General features: G+C 56.9%; 13 protein-coding genes. 5 read left to right on the top strand and 8 right to left on the bottom strand.

What is annotated here, in order from left to right:
* Window positions 1-63: 63 nt before the first annotated feature.
* The 3 genes from HF679_RS00575 to HF679_RS00565 all read right to left on the bottom strand — a co-directional run bounded on the left by HF679_RS00575 (window position 64) and on the right by HF679_RS00565 (window position 1,562).
* Window positions 64-639 (bottom strand): RpoE-regulated lipoprotein, encoded by a 576-nt coding sequence (locus HF679_RS00575; protein ID WP_123755327.1) that lies wholly within the window; start codon window positions 637-639, stop codon window positions 64-66.
* Between the two features lie 61 nt (window positions 640-700).
* A complete protein-coding gene (locus tag HF679_RS00570) occupies window positions 701-1,150 on the bottom strand; it encodes a DUF2919 domain-containing protein (RefSeq protein ID WP_123755328.1) in 450 nt (149 codons plus the stop codon).
* Entirely contained in the window at window positions 1,137-1,562 is a 426-nt protein-coding gene (locus HF679_RS00565) for a GNAT family acetyltransferase (RefSeq protein ID WP_123755329.1), read from the bottom strand. The genes HF679_RS00570 and HF679_RS00565 overlap by 14 nt, the downstream gene beginning before the upstream one ends.
* A gap of 211 nt (window positions 1,563-1,773) precedes the next feature.
* Here HF679_RS00565 and amiA point away from each other — a divergent pair, with 211 nt between their 5' ends.
* Entirely contained in the window at window positions 1,774-2,649 is an 876-nt protein-coding gene (gene amiA / locus HF679_RS00560) for an N-acetylmuramoyl-L-alanine amidase AmiA (protein WP_154144176.1), read from the top strand.
* Entirely contained in the window at window positions 2,646-3,545 is a 900-nt protein-coding gene (gene hemF, locus HF679_RS00555; RefSeq protein WP_123755331.1) for an oxygen-dependent coproporphyrinogen oxidase, read from the top strand. Before amiA ends, hemF begins: the two co-directional genes overlap by 4 nt.
* 29 nt (window positions 3,546-3,574) lie before the next feature.
* Here the strand turns inward: hemF and maeB are convergent, their stop codons facing one another.
* Entirely contained in the window at window positions 3,575-5,854 is a 2,280-nt protein-coding gene (gene maeB / locus HF679_RS00550; RefSeq protein WP_123755332.1) for an NADP-dependent oxaloacetate-decarboxylating malate dehydrogenase, read from the bottom strand.
* 287 nt (window positions 5,855-6,141) lie between these two features.
* On the opposite strand from maeB, the gene tkt reads away from it, so the two are divergent.
* Entirely contained in the window at window positions 6,142-8,136 is a 1,995-nt protein-coding gene (gene tkt / locus HF679_RS00545) for a transketolase (protein WP_123755333.1), read from the top strand.
* On the opposite strand, the gene HF679_RS00540 is transcribed toward tkt, so the two are convergent.
* The 3 genes from HF679_RS00540 to aegA all read right to left on the bottom strand — a co-directional run bounded on the left by HF679_RS00540 (window position 8,105) and on the right by aegA (window position 11,874).
* On the bottom strand, window positions 8,105-9,172 hold the full coding sequence (locus tag HF679_RS00540) for a DUF1176 domain-containing protein (RefSeq protein WP_123755535.1): 1,068 nt from the start codon (window positions 9,170-9,172) through the stop codon (window positions 8,105-8,107). The two genes, tkt and HF679_RS00540, sit on opposite strands and share 32 nt — an antisense overlap.
* Window positions 9,173-9,237: 65 nt before the next feature.
* On the bottom strand, window positions 9,238-9,834 hold the full coding sequence (nudK, locus tag HF679_RS00535; RefSeq protein WP_123755536.1) for a GDP-mannose pyrophosphatase NudK: 597 nt from the start codon (window positions 9,832-9,834) through the stop codon (window positions 9,238-9,240).
* Between the two features lie 57 nt (window positions 9,835-9,891).
* Complete coding sequence (gene aegA / locus HF679_RS00530; protein WP_187042491.1) at window positions 9,892-11,874, bottom strand: formate-dependent uric acid utilization protein AegA; 1,983 nt, start codon at window positions 11,872-11,874, stop codon at window positions 9,892-9,894.
* Window positions 11,875-12,255: 381 nt separating this feature from the next.
* On the opposite strand from aegA, the gene acrD reads away from it, so the two are divergent.
* A complete protein-coding gene (gene acrD, locus HF679_RS00525) occupies window positions 12,256-15,369 on the top strand; it encodes a multidrug efflux RND transporter permease AcrD (protein ID WP_123755335.1) in 3,114 nt (1,037 codons plus the stop codon).
* A 130-nt stretch (window positions 15,370-15,499) separates the two neighbouring features.
* On the opposite strand, the gene ypfM is transcribed toward acrD, so the two are convergent.
* Window positions 15,500-15,559, bottom strand: coding sequence for a protein YpfM (gene ypfM, locus HF679_RS00520; protein ID WP_100181659.1), 60 nt, complete (start codon window positions 15,557-15,559; stop codon window positions 15,500-15,502).
* Between the two features lie 408 nt (window positions 15,560-15,967).
* On the opposite strand from ypfM, the gene HF679_RS00515 reads away from it, so the two are divergent.
* Window positions 15,968-16,324: an ArsC family reductase gene (locus HF679_RS00515; RefSeq protein ID WP_187042490.1), complete on the top strand. Its 357-nt coding sequence runs from the start codon at window positions 15,968-15,970 to the stop codon at window positions 16,322-16,324.
* Window positions 16,325-16,326: the final 2 nt, after the last annotated feature.

Raw genomic sequence — 16,326 nt, 5'->3', positions numbered from 1 at the left:
TATTCAGGCTTTATCGCCCTATTGTACCCGTTTTTTACCAGCGCCATGTCTCTTCAGATCAATTTAGCGTTGCCAGATAATTTTGCTGACTTTCCAGTTTTTCAACGTATCGTCTGAAGGCATCAGCTCTTCCGGACCGCTCCAGTGACCGGTAAAGGCGTAGCTGATGTGCTGGCTGCCCTCTGCTTTACATTCAACGACCGGGCCATTATCGTTCGCGCCCTTCTGACAGTTGCCATAGGCTTTGCTGTACAGATCGCTAAATGGCGTACCGACCTGCACGCCGCTCGCGGTTTTAATCTCGCTGTCGCGCACTTCGACACGGCTCACGGTTCCGGCGTCACCATTAATCGTCATGGCAACGTTGTCGCCTTTCAGCGCTTCATAGTAGCGAACGATATTGCCGCTGGCGGTTTTCATACCGCTACGCAGACGATAGCTCCCGCCGATGGCATCGCCAATAGCCTGTTCATTCAGCGGCGTTGCCGCCGTCAGACCACCTACGCCTTGCTCGGTCACTTCCATTGAAGAACCAAACCAGTTCCATGGATAGGCCGCAGACCAGTTAACGGCACTCATGGTGGAACAGCCGGTTAATGCCAACGGTAAGGCGCAAAGAAGTAAACGTAGCGATTTCATGACACAGTCCTTTCTTGTTTATTTGACCCATGTTGGAGTGCAGGATCGGCAAAAAGTGCCGTCAGAGGTGCGCTTCCAGGAAACAGGCTTTCAGCCGACGACTGGCTAGCAGCCACCAGAAGGCGTACAGGTCGATTAACAGCAGCCCGATAGTCAACATGGAAGGCGACTCACCGCCTAACCATAACAGTGGCTGCCAGAGCAGCAGCAGAGCCTGAGAGAGCACCAGCAGCCAGCGCATCAGCGGCCAGAGGCGCGGAAATCGCTGCCGCTGCCCGCTGACGATAAACGCCAGCACCGCCGGTATGCCAGGTAACAATCCTAGCCAGAAATTATCATGGTCGGGATAGAACAGATTGAGCAGTGCATCCCCTTGCTGCCGCGAGGCGCCTGCCATGATGAACAGCACCCACGTCCGCGCCTGCAGCAATAAAACGCACCAGAACAGAAATGGTAATCTGAGCCGCCCATGAGCATCAAAATCGGAGGGGATAAACTCAGTATTCTTCATCTTCAATTAAACGCTTGCCCAGGCTGAGCACGTCCGCATATTCGTAGCCAAGACGTTCGTACATGCCCTGCACCACGTCGTTATCCTCGCGAATCATGATATTAATTTTCGGGCAGCCGCGGGCAATCAGCTTTTTCTCGAGGCGATTCAGCAGCGCGTTGGCAATGCCGCGACCGCGATATTCCGGATGCACACCAAGGTAATAAGCAGAACCGCGATGACCATCATAGCCACCCATTACCGTTCCGACCACCTGGCCGTTCACTTCCGCGACCAGAAACAGGCTGACGTCGTGGTGAACCTTACGCTCGATGTCCATTTCCGGGTCATTCCATGGGCGCAGCAGCTCGCAGCGCTCCCACAGCGTAATCACTTCTTCGAAGTCCTGCTGGCGAAAGACGCGTATCTCCATGGTATTCCCCATTATTTAGGCTTAAAAACAGCGATTATGGCGTGATTTTACCCGATAGCCAATATCAGGCGAAATGAACCGGAAAAAATGTCATACTATGACCTTGTCATGTATTGAAATGAAAAGTAAAACAATTCTTGTTTTGAATGGTCGTAACGGAAAACGCGATACGATATAACACCAGGTACCACTTGTTTGCAATTCAGGCCGAATGAGCACTTTTAAACCATTAAAAATACTTGCTTCGCGCCGCCAGGTGCTGAAAGCAGGGCTGGCTGCCATGACCCTTTCAGGGATTTCATCGCAGGTAACTGCCAAAGAACAGCCGTTGACGACGTCCAATGGGCACAGCAAACCCGCGGCGAAAAAAGCGGGCGCTAAACGCATCGTCATGCTCGATCCCGGCCATGGCGGCATCGACACCGGCGCTATCGGTCACAACGGTTCGAAAGAGAAACACGTTGTCCTCGCGATTGCCAAAAATGTACGCAGCATCCTGCGCAGCAACGGCATCGACGCGCGTCTGACGCGTACCGGCGATACCTTTATTCCGCTGTACGATCGCGTCGAAATCGCCCACCAGCACGGCGCTGACCTGTTTATGTCGATTCACGCCGATGGCTTTACTAACCCAAGCGCGGCGGGGGCATCGGTGTTTGCGCTCTCCAACCGCGGCGCCAGTAGCGCCATGGCGAAATACCTCTCCGATCGCGAAAACCGCGCCGATGAGGTCGCCGGTAAAAAAACCACGGCGAAAGACCATCTGTTACAGCAGGTGCTGTTTGACCTGGTGCAGACCGATACCATTAAAAACAGCCTGACGCTGGGCTCGCATATCCTGAAAAACATTAAACCGGTGCATAAGCTGCATAGCCGCAACACCGAGCAGGCCGCGTTCGTCGTGCTGAAATCACCGTCGATACCGTCGGTGCTGGTCGAAACCTCGTTTATTACCAACCCGGGCGAAGAAAAACTGCTGGGTACCGCCGCGTTTCGACAGAAAATCGCCAATGCAATCGCGTCGGGTATTATCAACTACTTCCACTGGTTCGATAACCAGAAAGCCCACTCAAAGAGACGTAAATGAAGCCCGACGTAGAGCTGGTAAAGCGCTATCTCCTCCAGCTGCAGGACCATATTTGCCAGCAGCTTAGCGCGGTCGATGGCGGTAAATTTGCTGAAGACAGCTGGCAGCGTGAAGGTGGCGGCGGCGGTCGCAGTCGGGTGCTGCGCGATGGCGGCGTGTTTGAGCAGGCGGGCGTTAATTTCTCCCACGTACATGGCGACGCAATGCCGGCCTCGGCGACAGCACACCGCCCGGAGCTGGCCGGTCGCAGCTTTGAAGCCATGGGCGTATCGCTGGTGGTACATCCGCGCAATCCGTACGTGCCAACCAGCCACGCCAACGTGCGCTTTTTCATCGCCGAAAAACCCGGGGCCGATCCGGTGTGGTGGTTTGGCGGCGGGTTCGATCTAACCCCCTTCTACGGCTTTGAAGAAGATGCCGTTCACTGGCACCGCACCGCCTTCGATTTATGCGCCCCCTTCGGTGATGAGGTTTATCCGCGCTATAAAAAATGGTGCGATGACTACTTCTTTATTAAACATCGCCATGAACAGCGCGGGATTGGCGGCCTGTTCTTTGATGATTTAAACACTCCAAACTTTGACCACTGCTTCGCCTTTATGCAGGCGGTGGGCGATGGCTACACGGCGGCCTATCTGCCGATTGTCGAACGGCGTAAGGCCCTGCCCTACGGCGAACGCGAGCGCAATTTCCAGCTTTACCGTCGCGGGCGTTACGTGGAGTTCAATCTGGTGTGGGATCGCGGAACGCTGTTTGGTCTGCAGACCGGCGGGCGCACGGAGTCGATTCTGATGTCGATGCCGCCGCTGGTGCGCTGGGAGTATGACTACCAGCCAGAAGAGGGCAGCCCGGAGGCTGCCCTGAGTGACTTCATTAAAGTCAAAGCATGGATTTAACGAAAGCCCCGATGATGGGGCTTTCTGCATTATAACGGCTGAGTTTGTGCTTCCACGACCGCCAGCGCCACCATGTTGACGATACGACGAACGGAGGCAATCGGCGTCAGAATATGCACCGGTTTTGCCACGCCCATCAGTACCGGACCAACGGTCACCCCTTCGGAACTGGAGACGCGCAGCAGGTTGTAGCTAATCCGCGCGGCTTCCATATTCGGCATCACCAGAATGTTAGCTGAGCCTTTCAGCGGGCTGTCCGGCATCCGCTCGTGGCGAATGCTCTCCACCAGCGCGGCATCGCCGTGCATTTCACCATCAATCATCAACTCCGGCGCCCGCGCCTTCACCAGCTCCAGCGCTTCACGCATTTTGCTGGCTGACGGGCAGTTTGACGACCCGAAGTTCGAGTGCGACAGCAGCGCCACCCGCGGTTCGATCCCGAAACGACGCACGCTTTCCGCCGCCATCAGGGTGATTTCCGCCAGCTGCTCCGGCGTCGGATCGTTGTTGACGTAGGTGTCGGCAATAAAGGTGTTGCCGCTCGGCAGCAGCAGCGCGTTCATCGCCCCTGCGGTGCTGACGCCATCGCGGTAGCCGAACAGCGGCTGCACCACCGAATAGTGGTCATGGTAGTCGCCGATGGTGCCGCAGATCATCGCATCCGCTTCCCCACGATGAACCATGATCGCGCCAATCACTGAGGTGTTAGCAATCACCGCCCGCTGCGCCTGCTCCTGGGTTACGCCGCGGCGTTTCATGAGCTGGTAGTACTCACTCCAGTACTCTTTGAAGCGCGGATCGGATTCATTATTGACGATCTCAAAATCGACGCCGGCTTTGATCTGCAGACCCAGCTTCTGGATACGCATTTCGATCACGCTCGGACGACCGATCAGGATCGGTTTGGCCAGCCCCAGCGATACCAGTTCCTGAGTGGCATGCAGGACCCGAGTCTCTTCCCCTTCCGCCAGCACCACGCGTTTAGGCTCTTTGCGCGCCTGGGAGAAGATCGGCTTCATGAACAGGTTGGTTTTGTAGACAAACTCGCTGAGCTTCTCGATATAGGCATCGAAGTCGGCAATCGGACGGGTTGCCACGCCGGAGTCCATCGCGGCTTTCGCCACCGCCGGCGCGATCTTGACGATCAGGCGCGGATCGAAAGGTTTCGGAATAATGTATTCCGGGCCGAAGCTCAGATCCTGATCGCCATAGGCAGAGGCCACCACTTCGCTCTGCTCCGCGTGGGCCAGTTCGGCGATAGCATGGACCGCCGCCAGCTTCATCTCTTCGTTAATAGCCGTCGCACCGACGTCCAGCGCACCGCGGAAAATGAACGGGAAGCACAGGACGTTGTTCACCTGGTTCGGGTAGTCGGAACGGCCGGTACAGATAATCGCATCTTCGCGGACCTGCTTCGCCAGCGGCGGCAGGATCTCCGGTTCCGGGTTCGCCAGCGCAAGGATCAGCGGCGCGCGAGCCATCTTCTTCACCATCTCAGGGGTCAGGACTTTCGGACCCGAGCAGCCGAGGAAAATATCGGCCCCGTCGATCACATCATCCAGCGAGCGTTTGCCGTCATCGTCCACCGCGTAGGCCGCTTTGGTTTCCGCCATATTCGGCTCACGGTCTTTATAGATAACGCCTTTGGAGTCGCAGACCACGATATTGTGTTTCTGCATCCCCAGCGCCACCAGCAGGTTCATACAGGCGATAGCCGCTGCACCGGCGCCGGACACCACCATCCGCACGTCGGAGAGGTTCTTCTCCACCACCCGCAGGCCGTTAATGATCGCAGCGGTGCTGATAATTGCCGTGCCGTGCTGATCGTCATGGAATACCGGAATGTTCATGCGCTCGCGCAGCTTTTGCTCGATGTAGAAGCACTCCGGCGCTTTGATATCTTCAAGGTTAATGCCGCCGAAAGTCGGCTCAAGCGCCGCCACGACATCGATAAATTTATCCGGATCCAGCTCATCGACTTCGATATCGAAAACATCAATACCGGCGAATTTCTTAAACAAAACGCCCTTGCCTTCCATCACCGGTTTCCCGGCGAGCGCGCCGATGTTCCCCAGCCCCAGCACGGCGGTGCCGTTAGAGACAACGGCAACCAGATTGCCGCGCGCGGTGTATTTATAGGCGGCCAGCGGGTCCTTCTCGATTTCCAGGCACGGTGCGGCCACGCCAGGCGAGTAGGCCAGAGCCAGGTCCCGCTGCGTCGCGAGAGGTTTGGTCGGGACTACCTGAATTTTCCCAGGAACGGGAAACTCATGAAAATCGAGGGCGCTTTGTTTCAACTGCTCATCCATTTTATGGTTCCTTTCACGTATCAGTCGTAGGGGGTGGTGCGTAATGGCTTCCAGGTGCCCACCCTGAGGTGGGCCTAGTATCTCGCCTGACGGCTTTTTAAACTTTGAACGCCGCCATACTCTGGCCATCACAAAGGTATATTTGTTATCGATTTATAACATTTATGTAACCTTATTTCGAAAGCAATGATAGTCCGGTCTGCTATGCTTTTTAGTTATCTACCCCAAAAACACCTCGACTGACAATCAGCAAAAACTCATGCAACATCTTGTTTCAGGAGTCAATTATGTCCCGAAGAGAACTTGCCAACGCCATTCGCGCCCTCAGCATGGACGCCGTACAAAAAGCCAACTCCGGCCACCCCGGCGCCCCGATGGGGATGGCAGATATCGCCGAAGTCCTGTGGAATGATTTCCTTAAACACAATCCGGGCCACCCGGGCTGGTACGATCGCGACCGCTTTGTGCTCTCCAACGGTCACGCCTCCATGCTGCTGTACAGTCTGCTGCACCTGACCGGTTACGACCTGCCGCTTAATGAGCTGAAAAACTTCCGCCAGCTGCACTCGAAAACCCCCGGTCATCCGGAGCACGGCTATACCCCCGGCGTCGAAACCACCACCGGACCGCTCGGCCAGGGCCTGGCTAACGCCGTCGGTATGGCGATTGCCGAGCGCACCCTGGCGGCGCAATTCAACCGCCCCGGCCACGATATTATCAATCACTACACCTGGGTGTTTATGGGGGACGGCTGCCTGATGGAGGGGGTTTCTCATGAGGCCTGTTCGCTGGCGGGCACCTTAGGTCTCGGCAAACTTATCGGCTTCTACGACCATAACGGCATCTCTATCGATGGTAAAACCGAGGGCTGGTTTACCGACGATACCGCCGCACGTTTTCGCGCTTACCACTGGCACGTCATTGGCGATATCGACGGTCACGACCCACAGGCGGTGAAGCAGGCGATTCTTGAGGCCCAGAGCGTGACGGACAAACCGTCGCTGATAATCTGCCGGACGGTGATCGGGTTTGGTTCACCGAACAAAGCCGGTTCGGAAGAGTCCCACGGCGCAGCGCTGGGCGAAAAAGAGGTGGCGCTGACCCGCGAGAAGCTGGGCTGGAAATACCCGCCTTTTGAGATCCCTAAAGATATTTATCAGCAGTGGGATGCCCGGCCACGCGGCGAAAAGGCGGAACAGACGTGGAATCAACAGTTCAGCGCCTGGCAGCAGCAGTACCCCGAGCTGGCAGCCGAGCTGAAACGCCGGATGGAGGGTGAACTACCGGGAAGCTGGGATCAAATGGCGCATGACTATATTGCCCAACTGCAGGCCGAACCGGCGAAAATTGCCAGCCGCAAAGCGTCGCAAAATGCGCTTAACGCCTACGGGCCAGCACTGCCGGAGCTCTTGGGCGGTTCGGCGGATCTGGCGCCCAGCAACCTGACTATCTGGTCCGGTTCTCACTCCATCAAAGAGGACCTGGCGGGCAACTATCTTCACTACGGCGTGCGCGAATTCGGGATGACGGCGATCGCCAACGGGATTGCCCTGCACGGCGGCTTTATCCCCTACACGTCCACCTTCCTGATGTTTGTCGAGTATGCCCGTAACGCGGCGCGCATGGCGGCGCTGATGAAAGCCAGACAGATTATGGTCTATACCCACGACTCGATTGGGCTGGGGGAAGATGGTCCCACCCACCAGGCGGTGGAGCAGCTGGCCAGTCTGCGCCTGACGCCCAACTTCAGCACCTGGCGCCCCTGCGATCAGGTGGAAACGGCGGTTGCCTGGCGGGCAGCCATTGAGCGCCGCACCGGCCCCACCGCGCTGATTCTGTCGCGGCAAAACCTGGCGCAGATGGCGCGAACGCCGCAGCAGGTGCAGGATATCGCCCGCGGCGGCTACGTGCTGAAAGATGCCGGCGGCAAGCCGGACTTGATCCTGATTGCCACCGGTTCAGAAGTTGAGATTGCCGTGCTGGCGGCAGAGCAACTGCTTGCCAAAGGCGTTAACGTCCGGGTGGTTTCCCTGCCCTCAACCGATGTCTTCGATGCGCAAGATGAAGCCTACCGGGAGTCGGTCCTGCCCGGCGACGTCAGCGCCCGCATCGCCGTCGAGGCCGGGATTGCCGACTACTGGTATAAGTATGTCGGTCTGAAGGGGAAAATCGTTGGCATGCGCAGCTACGGGGAGTCAGCGCCGGCTGACAAGCTCTTTCCGTTCTTTGGCTTCACCGTTGAGCACATCGTCACTCTAGCGGATGAGCTATGTAACGGGTAACCCATAGCGTGGGCCAGGCATCTGGCCCCTGCCAGTTATCGCACTGCGGCTGCTGCGCATAGCGTACCAGGCTAAACCGCTGGCCATCATAGCGCCAGCGGGTCTGGATCCCGCAATCGCCGGGGCTGCGGCCTTTATCCAGCGTCACCAGCTCGTGACGCTGCTCATCGAAGCCGGCGTTAATCAGTTCAATCTCACGGGCCGCATTGCCCGGCGGCTGGAAAGGTAAGCTCAGACGCAGCTGGCGCGCCATGTACGGCGGCCGGCGCGACACCAGCCACGCCCGCCAGATGGTGTTGTACGCGCCCGCTTCACAACTGACCATCAGCAACACTTTTTCATCCGTTAACGCGGTGACCCGGATCTCACGGCGGAACGGATCCAGGGAGCACGAGCTGTTGTCTATCCGCTCGTTGCCATAATCCATCAGATCATTGAGTTCATCCCGACTCAGCGGCGATTGGGTCAGATCAACCTTGCCTACCGCGCGCAGCGCCGGGGCCGGGGGAACACTGAGCGGCGGCTCTTCGCCTTTACCCACCCAGGCAGTTTCACTGCCGACGCGTTTCTGATGATTATCGATAAACAGCAGGGCGGCCTTCAGCCCCTGCAGAGAGATGGTCTGTAGCCCGTTGACCAGAGTTATCGCCTGCCCTTCCTGCACCTGCTGCAAAAAGGCATCGATGGTGACGCTGTCGCCGGTTTTCACCAGTTTGTCGGCAACCTGCCAGTGTTTATCAACTAAGGCCAGCGGTTTACCGTCCAGCAGAAGACGCGGCGCCACTGGGGCCAGCGCGGCGACCGGGTTGCCGATGCCACCCAATTCAATACGCAAGTTGGCATCGGTGACCGCGCCGGCGCTGCGGCTCAGCGTCATCACCAGTCCGTGATGCAGACCGACGTTGCGGGCGACGCAGAAGTTCTGGTTATTACAGGTCACCAGCCAGTCATTGAAGAGCTGCTGCGCAGGCGCCGCCCACGCCAGCGACGACGGCAGGACGGTAAAAAGCAGAAAAAAGAGAACCCGATAAAGCATGCGCGGCACAACCCCAGAGAAAACGCTCAAAACAGTCGCCATCTTCACCAGCCGCGCCATGTTACTCAATCGGATTTATCAGATATCCCCGCCATCAGGCCCGAGGTTTGCAGGTACTGCAGCAGGATGACCGCTTTACCGTCGCGGATCTCGCCGCTGGCGACCATCTGCAGCGCCTGGCTGAACGGCAGCTCCAGCACGTCAATGTCTTCATCTTCAACGCCACCGCCGCGGGTCTTTCGCTGGGCGTCGCTGTACTCGGCAATAAAGAAATGGACGATTTCGGTCACCCCGCCGGGAGACATAAACAGCTCGAACAGCTTGCGCACTTCGCCGACTTCGTAGCCGGTCTCTTCAATGGCTTCTTTGCGGATGCAGGCTTCCGGCTCGTCGTTATCCAGTAGCCCGGCGCAGGTCTCGATCAGCATCCCGTCGTCATTGCCGTTGACCCAGGTGGCGACGCGAAACTGACGAACCAGCACCACCGTGCACTTGCGGCGGTTATACAGCAGCACCGTCGCGCCATTGCCGCGATCGTAGACCTCACGCTTATGGCGCACGACGCTGCCGTCACGGCGCGTCAGCTCGTAGGTGATATTGCGTAAAATGAAGTAGTTTTCGGAGAGGAGTTTATCTTTGATAACGTTGATGTTGAGTGACATACGGCCCCGCAGCATGGAATAACCATGCCATACTACGCCGCGGGGCCGGGTTTGTCGTTAGTGAAGCGGCGCTGATGTTACGCCGAGATAATCCATGATGCCCAATGCGGCATGGCGGCCTTCGGCCATTGCCGTCACCACCAGATCGGCACCGCGCACGGCGTCTCCGCCAGCAAAGATTTTGCTGTGGCTGGTCTGATAGCGATAGCGGCTCTCCACATGGGCTTTGATCCGCCCGCGGCTATCGAGTTGTACGCCGACGGACTCCAGCCACGGCATGCCGTGCGGATGAAAACCAAAGGCCATGATCACCGCGTCGGCAGGCATCACAAACTCGCTGCCCGGTATTGGCGACGGTCTACGTCGCCCCTGGGCGTCCGGTTCACCCAGTTGGGTTCGCAGAAAGCGCACGCCATTGACCCGGCCTTCGCCGTCCAGCTCCAGGGTCACCGGCTGCACGTTAAATTCAAATACTGCCCCCTCTTCGCGGGCGTTTTTGACCTCTTTTTTCGACCCCGGCATATTAGCCTCATCGCGACGATAGGCGCAGGTTACCTGTTTCGCCCCGTGGCGAAGCGCGGTACGCACGCAATCCATGGCGGTGTCGCCGCCGCCCAGCACCACGACATTCAGGCCGTGGGTATCGATGTAAGGCTCTTCAGGCAGCTCGCTGTGCCCCATCACCTTTTTGGTATTGGCGATCAGGAACGGCAGCGCGTCATATACCCCCGGAGCTTCTTCATTGGGCAAATCCGCTTTCATCGAGCGATAGGTGCCGGCGCCGATAAACACCGCGTCGTACTCCTCCAGCAGCGACGTTAAGGCAATATCCTTGCCGACTTCGCAGCCTAACTCGAAATGAATCCCCATTTGGCTGAAGATTTCCCGGCGCCGGGCCAGCAGAGATTTATCAAGCTTGAAGGCGGGGATGCCAAAGGTCAGCAGACCGCCGATCTCCGGATGACGGTCAAAAACGACGGACTTCACGCCATGGCGAATTAAGCGGTCGGCACAGGCCAGACCCGCCGGGCCGGCGCCGATAATGGCCACTTTTTTGCCGCTATCGACAACCTGGGAAAGATCCGGACGCCAGCCCTGCGCCAGCGCCTGGTCAGAAATATAGCGTTCAATGTTGCCGATAGTGACCGCGCCCTTGTCATCGCGCAGGGTACAGGCCCCTTCACACAGGCGATCCTGCGGACAAACACGGCCGGTAATTTCCGGCAGGCAGTTGGTCTGATGAGAGAGTTCTACGGCGCCGGAGATATCCCCGGCCTGCACCCGCTCAATCCACTGCGGAATATGGTTGTGCAACGGACAGGTCCACTCGCAGACGCTGTGCTCGCCGCATTGTAAACAGCGTTCTGTCGCCTGCTGCGCCTGTCCGGCATTAAAGGGCAGATAGATCTCGGCGAAATCCGTTTTACGCTCCTGAGCGGCACGTTTATCCGCCTCGCCGCGGGGCGACGTGGCTGCCATCTGGCGGACTTTGGCACCTTCCGCCGGCACGCTAATGTCGCCCGGATGCGCATGCCACGGCCGGGCATCCAGCCGCGCCGTGCGCTGACGCCGCTGTTTGGCCATGCTGAACAGCGTCTCGTCGGTGGCCAGCTGTAACGCCTCCGCCGGGCAGTTCTGCACGCAGGCCGGCCCCGCTTCGCGCCCGTTGCACAGATCGCATTTGTGCGCCGTCGCCTTCACTTTTCCCTCGGCCGCCGGGAGCAGCACGATCTCCATCACCCCAAACGGGCAGGCCACCATGCAGGATTTACAGCCGATACATTTCTCTTCATTGACCTGCACGCTGTCGTTGACCTGCCTGATGGCATCATTCGGGCAGCTGCGCAGGCAGGGCGCGCTTTCACAATGCCGACATGTAATGGCGTTACGTTTGTGTTCGTGCTTAATCACGCTAATGCGCGGCAAAAAGCGCTGTGGGGTCAGCACGTGCTGTTCGTCGTTATGTGCCATCACACAGGCCACTTCACAGGCTTTACACCCGATGCATTTGCGACTGTCGCTGATAATAAAGTGGTTCATGGTATCCTTCGGTCTTCGGTGAATAGCCCCTCAATTCGCATGATTATTTATTACCCGACAAAACAGGGTCGGAACAATGTTCATTTGCCCAGATTACTTTTTTCCTCGCGATAATCCGGTCTGGATCAAGTTTTTTTGACTTAAATGAAATTGCGTTTTATTTAGACTGGTATGAGAAGAAAATGAGATCGCCGTGAGCAACCTGGCGCCGCTCAGCGCGCAATTCCACCGAGGCAGTGGACCGCGACGGGTCGTGTCGCAAAAGACATAAGATAAATTACACTATCTCCTTAATTTCTCCACGATTGACTGTGGGGTTAGCTATAGAGTGTCACAGACTGTGAAACAACAGAGCATGTACACAATGAGGTCTCAATTCTGATGGCGAATTTTTTCATCGATCGCCCCATTTTTGCGTGGGTGCTGGCGATTCTGTTATGCCTGACCGGAACGCTTGCAATCCTGTCGCTGCCCGTAGAGCAATATCCCGATCTCGCGCCACCTAACGTGCGAATTACCGCCAACTACCCGGGCGCGTCGGCGCAGACGCTGGAAAATACCGTCACTCAGGTTATCGAGCAGAATATGACCGGGCTCGATAATATGATGTACATGTCATCGCAAAGCTCCTCCTCCGGGCAGGCGACCATCACCCTGACATTTACCGCCGGCACCGATCCCAACGAAGCCATGCAGCAGGTGCAAAACCAGCTGCAATCGGCGATGAAAAAGCTGCCGCAGGCGGTGCAAAATCAGGGAGTCACGGTTCGCAAAACCGGTGATACCAACATCCTGACCATTGCGTTTGTCTCCACCGATGGCAGCATGGATAAGCAGGACATCGCCGACTACGTTGCCAGTAACATCCAGGAGCCGCTCAGCCGCGTCAATGGCGTCGGCGATATCACCGCTTACGGTTCGCAATACTCCATGCGTATCTGGCTGGATCCGGCCAAACTCACCGGTGTGCAAATGACGGCGAAAGATGTCACCGACGCCATCTCGTCCCAGAATGCGCAGATTGCCGTAGGCCAGCTTGGCGGCACCCCGTCGATCAATAACCAGACGCTGAACGCCACCATTAACGCCCAGTCGCTGTTACAAACGCCGCAGCAGTTCCGCGATATTACGCTGCGGGTGAATCAGGATGGGTCGCTGGTCACCCTTGGCGATGTGGCGAAAGTCGAGCTGGGGGCGGAAAATTACGATTACCTCAGCCGCTATAACCGCAATCCGGCGTCGGGTCTTGGCGTTCAGTTAGCCTCCGGGGCCAACGAAATGCAGACCGCGGAGCTGGTGCTCAATCGCTTAAACGAGCTGTCGCAGTATTTCCCGCACGGCCTTGAGTATAAAATTGCCTACGAAACCACCTCTTTCGTGAAAGCCTCGATCCACGACGTGGTGAAGACGCTGCTGGAAGCGATTGCGCTGGTATTCCTGGTGATGTACCTGTTCCTGCAAAATATTCGCGCCACGCTGATCCCCACCATTGCCGTTCCGGTGGTTTTGATGGGCACCTTCGCGATCCTGTTTGCCTGCGGCTACAGCATTAACACCCTGACGATGTTCGCGGTGGTGCTGGCGATAGGCCTGCTGGTGGACGATGCCATCGTGGTGGTGGAAAACGTCGAGCGCATCATGAGCGAAGAGGGGCTCTCCCCTCGCGAAGCGACGCGCAAATCGATGGGGCAGATTCAGGGCGCGCTGGTGGGTATCGCCATGGTGCTGTCGGCGGTATTTATCCCGATGGCCTTCTTCGGCGGCACCACCGGGGCCATTTATCGCCAGTTCTCAATCACTATCGTTTCTGCGATGGTGCTATCCGTTCTCGTTGCCCTGATCCTCACCCCGGCGCTGTGTGCAACCTTGCTCAAACCGATTAAAAAAGGGGAAGAGCACGGTAAGACCGGCTTCTTTGGCTGGTTTAACCGCATGTTTAACCGCAGCGCCCGCAGTTACGAGACGGCGGTCGGCAAAATTCTTCACCGCACGCTGCGCTGGATCATGCTCTACGTGCTGTTGCTGGGCGGGATGGTGCTGCTGTTCCTGCACCTGCCTACCTCGTTCCTGCCGCAGGAAGATCGCGGGATGTTCCTCACTTCCGTGCAGCTGCCGAGCGGTTCTACCCAGCAGCAAACGTTGAAAGTGGTGCAAAAGGTTGAGGACTATTTCTTCAGCCACGAGCAAGCCAATGTTGCGTCGATTTTCGCCACCGTCGGCTCTGGCCCCGGCGGTAACGGGCAGAACGTCGCGCGCATGTTCGTCCGCTTGAAAGACTGGGACGAGCGTGATGCCAAAACCGGGACATCATTTGCGATTATCGAGCGGGCGACGAAAGCTTTTAACCAGATTAACGAAGCGCGCGTGTTTGCGACCAACCCACCGGCCATCAGCGGTCTGGGCAGCTCTGCCGGTTTTGATATGGAGCTGGAAGACCATGCCGGTAACGGCCATGAGGCGCTGATGGCAGCGCGCGATACGCTGCTTGATCTGGCGGCAAAAGACGATCGGCTCACCCGGGTGCGCCATAACGGTCTTGATGATAGTCCGCAGCTGCAGGTTGATATCGATCAGCGTAAAGCCCAGGCGCTGGGCGTCGACATTGACGATATCAACGACACCCTGCAAACCGCCTGGGGCTCAAGCTACGTCAATGACTTTATGGATCGCGGCCGCGTGAAGAAGGTCTACGTTCAGTCCGCCGCCCCATACCGCATGCTACCGGACGATATTAATCAGTGGTATGTGCGCAACAGCAGCGGCACGATGGTGCCCTTCTCAGCGTTTGCCACCTCGCGCTGGCAGACCGGCTCCCCGCGTCTTGAACGCTATAACGGCTATTCCGCGGTGGAGATTATCGGGGAAGCGGCGCCGGGCGTCAGTACCGGTACGGCGATGAATATTATGGAAGAGCTGGCCCAGCAGTTGCCAAACGGCTTCGGGCTCGACTGGACGGCGATGTCCTATCAGGAGCGGCTGTCTGGCGCTCAGGCTCCGGCGCTGTACGCCATATCGCTGCTGGTGGTGTTCCTGTGTCTGGCGGCGCTGTACGAAAGCTGGTCAATCCCCTTCTCGGTCATGCTGGTAGTGCCTTTGGGGGTGATTGGCGCGCTCCTCGCCACCTGGCTGCGTGGCCTTGAGAATGACGTTTACTTCCAGGTGGGTCTGTTGACGGTCATCGGCCTGTCGGCGAAAAACGCCATCTTAATCGTCGAGTTCGCCAATGAACTGAATGAGAAGGGAGAAGATTTGCTCGCCGCCACCCTGTCGGCTTGTCGGCAGCGTCTGCGCCCGATCCTGATGACCTCGCTGGCCTTTATTTTCGGGGTCCTGCCGATGGCGACCAGCACCGGCGCCGGTTCAGGCAGCCAGCATGCGGTCGGCACCGGCGTCATGGGCGGGATGATCTCCGCGACGTTCCTGGCCATTTTCTTCGTACCGCTGTTCTTTGTGCTGGTGCGTCGACGCTTCCCGCGCAAGGAGCGACCGCAATAATTCACGACGGGACCAAATGTCCTGTGCTGAAATAACAAAAAAGGCGACTATCACAGTCGCCTTTTTTATCTGTTCACAGCCGCATTAGCATTATTAGCATGACGCGATTACCCTGCTCACATTGTGGAATTTATTTACGAAGCATGCCTTCAATAAAATCTTTCCAGTTCCCTAATTCATGTTCAATCATAATATCCTCTCTTATTATTATGGGTGATTTTAAGTAAATCTGTTACCGATGGGAAGTTCATTGAAGTTATCGCTGTGATTGCTGGTTTGCATCGTACGCTACTGCCTTCGTTGACCTGGCGCTACTATGGACCTGAGTATGTTGATTTAATGTGACCAGTAGCAACATTTTGCAACAATAGCCACTTTTTCAGATTGTTCTCGCTGCCGGCTGTATGCCCGGTGAGTGGCGACATACAGCCCATGATTAAATGCACTGGTTAATATTCAACCAGGTGATGCAGGCACGGTAAAACGTTATATTTCTGAACCTGATTAACGTATTATTTCAGGCAGTATTTTTTCAGGTATATTCGGATATTCCTGAGTTTATAGTTCAATTCAACGTAAAAACGTAAAAGGTTTAATCATGCTGACCATGTACGGGATCAAAAACTGCGACACGATAAAAAAGGCCCGCCGCTGGCTGGAAGCGAATCAGCTTGAATATCGCTTTCATGATTATCGTACCGATGGCCTGGATCGTGAATTATTAAACACATTTATCGCCGAACTGGGCTGGGAAGCCCTGCTCAACACCCGCGGAACCACCTGGCGTAAACTGGATGAAAGCCGCCGCGATCTCATCACCAACGCCGATGCCGCCGCGACGTTGATGTTGGAAATGCCGGCAATGATCAAACGCCCATTGCTCTGCGCGCCCGGGCAGCCTATGCTGCTGGGCTTCAGTGAACTCACTTATAAGAAGCTTGTTAACGAGGTATAGTC

This window comes from Enterobacter sp. JUb54, assembly GCF_014298075.1.
Lineage (GTDB): Bacteria > Pseudomonadota > Gammaproteobacteria > Enterobacterales > Enterobacteriaceae > Klebsiella > Klebsiella lignicola.
Note: the sequence above shows the minus strand (reverse complement) of the source record. Positions and strands in the feature narration are given on the sequence as shown.